This is a genomic window from Caulobacter sp. CCH9-E1, assembly GCF_001556515.1.
Classification (GTDB): Bacteria; Pseudomonadota; Alphaproteobacteria; order Caulobacterales; family Caulobacteraceae; genus Caulobacter.
The window spans coordinates 1-4,326 of record NZ_LSJA01000217.1; the positions used below are offsets into that span (position 1 = coordinate 1).

General features: G+C 68.6%; 6 protein-coding genes. 1 reads left to right on the top strand and 5 read right to left on the bottom strand.

Features of this window, described 5'->3' with window-relative positions; genetic code table 11:
* Positions 1 to 23: 23 nt before the first annotated feature.
* Both AX690_RS22905 and AX690_RS12615 read right to left on the bottom strand, forming a co-directional pair.
* Positions 24 to 188, bottom strand: a complete 165-nt coding sequence (locus AX690_RS22905; RefSeq protein WP_156449653.1) for a hypothetical protein — start codon at positions 186 to 188, stop codon at positions 24 to 26.
* A 181-nt stretch (positions 189 to 369) separates the two neighbouring features.
* Positions 370 to 945 (bottom strand): Hsp20/alpha crystallin family protein, encoded by a 576-nt coding sequence (locus AX690_RS12615; protein WP_066730399.1) that lies wholly within the window; start codon positions 943 to 945, stop codon positions 370 to 372.
* Positions 946 to 1,245: 300 nt separating this feature from the next.
* Between AX690_RS12615 and AX690_RS12620 the strand changes: the two genes are divergently transcribed.
* Positions 1,246 to 1,476: a hypothetical protein gene (locus AX690_RS12620; protein ID WP_066730400.1), complete on the top strand. Its 231-nt coding sequence runs from the start codon at positions 1,246 to 1,248 to the stop codon at positions 1,474 to 1,476.
* On the opposite strand, the gene AX690_RS12625 is transcribed toward AX690_RS12620, so the two are convergent.
* The 3 genes from AX690_RS12625 to AX690_RS12635 form a co-directional block, all read right to left on the bottom strand.
* Positions 1,473 to 1,787 (bottom strand): hypothetical protein, encoded by a 315-nt coding sequence (locus AX690_RS12625; RefSeq protein ID WP_066730401.1) that lies wholly within the window; start codon positions 1,785 to 1,787, stop codon positions 1,473 to 1,475. The genes AX690_RS12620 and AX690_RS12625 overlap by 4 nt on opposite strands.
* A gap of 40 nt (positions 1,788 to 1,827) precedes the next feature.
* Positions 1,828 to 3,987: an amylo-alpha-1,6-glucosidase gene (locus AX690_RS12630; RefSeq protein ID WP_066730402.1), complete on the bottom strand. Its 2,160-nt coding sequence runs from the start codon at positions 3,985 to 3,987 to the stop codon at positions 1,828 to 1,830.
* Positions 3,988 to 4,006: 19 nt separating this feature from the next.
* Positions 4,007 to 4,326: glycosyltransferase (locus tag AX690_RS12635; protein ID WP_156449654.1), on the bottom strand; the 320-nt coding region annotated here is incomplete at its 5' end.

Genomic DNA, 4,326 nt, shown 5'->3' on the forward strand with positions numbered 1-4,326 from the left:
AAACCCTCCTCTAAACGGAACCCTCAATCTGTCTCATGGGCGCTGACGGCGGACAATGACGCATAGAGGGCGAAGACACCGACCGTAGCGAGTGCTTCGCGATCGAGACGCAGCAGGACCGGTGCATAGCTGACCGCGAAGCTCGCGATGAGCAGCCACACAATCCATCGAGCGATCTGACCGACCATCCGAACCTCCGTCGCCGGCGGCGACTCCAATCTTATGCCGCTGAGGTGGTTCGGCGCCAGTCCTGCGAATGACCGAAGAAGGTCCGTACAAGCAGCGGGGCGGAGAAGCCGATGACCTTTATCTCCGCCCCACCAAGTTGGCTTAGCAGAGGGACGCAAGCCCCCCACGGTCGGTAACCGCTCAGTGCGTGGCGCCCTGGCCGGAGCCTTCCTGCCCGCTCGCCGGGCCGGCCGCAGTTTGTTGGTCTTGCCCTTGGGCGGAAGACGACGACTGACCGCTCGAACCTTGAATCTGGATCCGCCGCGAACGGCTCTGCTCGGCGCTCTTCGGCACAGTGACGGTCAGCACGCCGTTGTGGAAGGTCGCCTTCACCTCATCAGGATTGGCCTGGAAGGGCAGACGGATGGCGCGTTGGAAGCGGCCATAGCCGCGCTCCACGAAATGGTAGTTGGTCTTCTCGTCACCCTTCTCCTGCTCGAACTTCTTCTCGCCACGGATGGAGAGCTGGTCGTTCTCCAGCGAGACGTCGATATCCTTCTCGTCGACGCCCGGCAGCTCCACGCAGACGCGCAATTCCTTGTCGGTTTCCGAGACGTCCATGCTGGCGTTGAAGGTGGCCGCCGCGCCGCCGCCCTGACCCGCGGGCGGCGCGAAGCTGCGCGAGCCGCGGAAGACATCGTCAAACAGGCGGTTCATCTCGCGATGAAGCGAAAGCAGAGGATCGGCGCCTCCGAACGGGGTGAGAGATTGCGACATCTGGGCGTCTCCATTGGCCAGAGCGTGCGTCGCTGGATCAGGCGCCAGCGACGCGCGGTTCCATGAGCGAGCTGCTCGCCACAGCTCGCCTGGAGAAGCGCTGGTCTGCCCAGCGAGTTGCAGCGAACGAGCAATAAAATGCACGGGCGGGGCTAGGCCGAGCCGGACCCGCCGGTCACCTTTTCAATCCGTTGTCGTTCTGCTTCTGTTCCGATCGGTCAGGAGTCGAGCATGGGTCGTCGCAATCCGGATCGCATACCGATCGCAATGCGTCGGCGGCGCTGCGAGAGCGTGGGGGACATGATCCGGTTAAGCTGGGACGTGCACTCCAAGTGCGAGGCCTGCGGCCTGCTCTTCCGCGTGAACCTTAAGCTGATCGCGCGTGTGAAGGGCGCGGACTTCAGCCTTTGGAACCGCAAGGAGCGGTGCAAACGCCTGGGCTGCGTCGGCTTCGTCAACTTTCAGGGCAAGGCGCCGGACATGAGCTGGCACGAGGTGCTGAGCGCGCCGTGGCCGGAGGACCGCCCCTAACGGGACGACGGAGAAGGAAGGGACGCCTGCTCGGCGTCGGCCGAGGCGGCCAACACCCGGTGCAGGGCCTCCGTCGGTCGGCGGCAGACGACCTGGACAAGGCTGACGGATCCTGGCGGTTCGCCTTCGAGGAGCAGTTCCGTGGTCGTGGGCTCGACGGCCTGCAGCTGCCAGGTGATCGTCTCCACCACGCCCTCCTCGAGCCCGTGCGACGTGGCGATGCCGATGCGTTCGCCGACGCGCGGCGGGCTCACGAGCTCGAAGTCCCGGGCGGGCCCGTCCGGGCCCTCGATCCAAACTCTGACGCGCATGTCTCCGCTCGCTCTGGTGGGTCCCTCTCGCCTGTCCGTCTCAGGTGTGGGTGATCAACGGAAGGCCCTGTTCTTCGTTGCGGCCGGGGAGGACCATCACCCGCCCGCCGGCCTCGCGGAACACTAGGTCGAGGCGACGGTCGCCAACCGGCAGGTTCTCGAGCCGGAGTTCGCCGATGCCCAGGGGCAGCCGTGGCGAGCGCACGTGGAGCTCGTCACGCCAGCCGTCCACGTGCAGGCCAAGGCAGGCCTGCAGGACGCCGAACACGGACGCCGCAGCCCAAGCCTGCGGCAGGCAGGCGACGGGATAGGCGACCGGGGGCTCGCCTGCATGGCGCGGGAACCCGCAGAAGAGCTCGGGCAGGCGCATGTCGAAGTGCACCGCCGCCTCGAAAAGCGCCGAGAGCAGGCGCGGCACGGCGTCGGCGCCCCCATAGCGCCGAAAGCCTATGGCGCAGAGCGCGGTGTCGTGCGGCCAGACCGAGCCGTTGTGGTAGGACATGGGGTTGTAGTGCGGCTGGTCGCTGGCCAGCGTGCGAAGCCCCCACCCGTTGGTGAAACCCGGGCCCAAAAGGGTTCGCATTACCGCCTGGGCGCGCTCGGGCGAGGGCAGGCCTACGAACAGCAGGTGTCCGGCGTTGGAGGACTTCACCCGGCAGAGCTGGTTTTCGCCGTCGAGGGCGATGCCGTAGAAGCCGGCCTCCGGCATCCAGAATCGTGATTCCACCGCCTCGCGGATCTGCTCGGCCCGGCGACGCCACGCCTCGGCGTGGTCGCGGTCGAACCGCGTGGCCGCGAGCCGCGCCATCCCGCAGTAGGCGGCGTAGGCGTAGCCTTGCACCTCGACCAGGGCGATCGGCCCGTCGGGCGTTCGGCCGTCCGCATGGAAGATGGAATCGTGGCTGTCCTTCCAGCCCTGGTTCAAGAGGCCCGTGTCCGCCCCGCGTGCGTACCGGATGAGGCCCAGCGGGTCCGACTTGGCGAAGCTGTCCATCCAGCCGGTGGCGGCCAGGAGCGCCGGCCAGATCTGGTCCAGGAAGGCGAGGTCGCCGGTCCGCTCCGCGTAAGCCGCCGCCAGCGCGACGAACAGGCAGGTGGTGTCGACGCCGCCATAGTAGCGGCCGAACGGCACCTCGCCTTGTGCGGCCATCTCGCCGCGTCGGGCCTCGTGCAGGATCTTGCCCGGCGCCGCGTCCCGGAAGCTCGAGTGCTCGTCGGCCTGGGTCGCCGCGAGGTAGGCCAGCACCCCCTTGGCCAGGCTCGGATCGAGCCAGAGCAGCTGCCAGGCCGTGATGATCGCATCGCGGCCGAAGGTCGTGGAGAACCAAGGGATGCCGGCGTAGGGGTAGGGGCCGGTGGCGAGGTCCGTGGTGAGCAGCGCCAGGTCGGCCCGCGACTTGTCGAGCCAGGCGTTGAACAGCCGCCCAGAGGTGTGGACCCGGCCGCCGCGGCGCAGGCGCCGCCGCATCGCGGCCTTGGCCAGCAGGCTCGCGCGCCGGAAGCGCCGCGCGGCGGGCGGCGGTCCCCCCTCCGGCCCCACCTCGAGGTAGACCTCCTTCGGCGTTCGCGGGTCGAGCTCCAGGCGGATGCTGGCGTGATGGGCGTCGAGGTGCGTGGGCCGCTCCGAAAAGGCGATGACGCAGTCGCGGCGGTTCCCGTCGAGCCCTTCGTACTCGAACTTGACCCCCATCGGCAGGACCGTGGGGGAGGCGCGGCGGCCACGGTGTGCACGCGTCTGACCGCGGACCTCGAACATGTCCTTGAAGTCGGCATCGAAGCTGAAGTCGAGCGGCAGCGTGGCCGGAGCGTCTCCGTAGTTGACGCACCGGATGCGCTCGAAGAGCCGTCCGTCCCAGATCAGCCGCTTACGCTCCAGGTGCACCACGCCTTCCGGCGTCGTGACCGCGCCGATCGGCGTGAGCGGCCGATTGGTCGCGTTGGCGGTGAAGATGACGTTGTCCCGACCCACGGCGCTGCTCAGCAAGGCAGGGGCGCTCCCGTCGAGCCGCAGGGTCAGGCGGGAGAGCTGCCGCGTGTCGTTGTGGAAGAGTCCGTCGGCGACCCCGTGGATGTCGCCGAACGCGTCGCAGACCAGGAAGACGTCGCCTTCCTTGAGGGTGAATAGGCGGTCGGGCGCGCGCCGCTCACGCTCGCTCGCCGCCTCAAAATGCGCCTCCGGCGCAAGCGCCAGGTCGTCCATGCTTCGTCCCCCCGCTTCCTCACGCGGCGACGGCTTTCACTTGAGCCGCCGCGCGCGAGACCGGACCAGGCTCGGGCTGGCGCAGCCCGGCGTAAAGCGCGGCGTAGTGGCGCGCCATGGTGAGCGCGGAGAAGCGGGTCTCGAAACGTGCGCGCACCCCGGTCCGCCGCAGCTCGCCGATGCGGCCGACGGCGGCCACGGCCGCGTCCAGGTCCTCGACGATGAAGCCCGTGACGCCGGGCTCCACCACCTCCGGCACCGAACCGCAGTTCCAGGCGATGACCGGCGTGCCGCAGGCCATGGCCTCGATCATCACCAGGCCGAAGGGCTCGGGCCAGT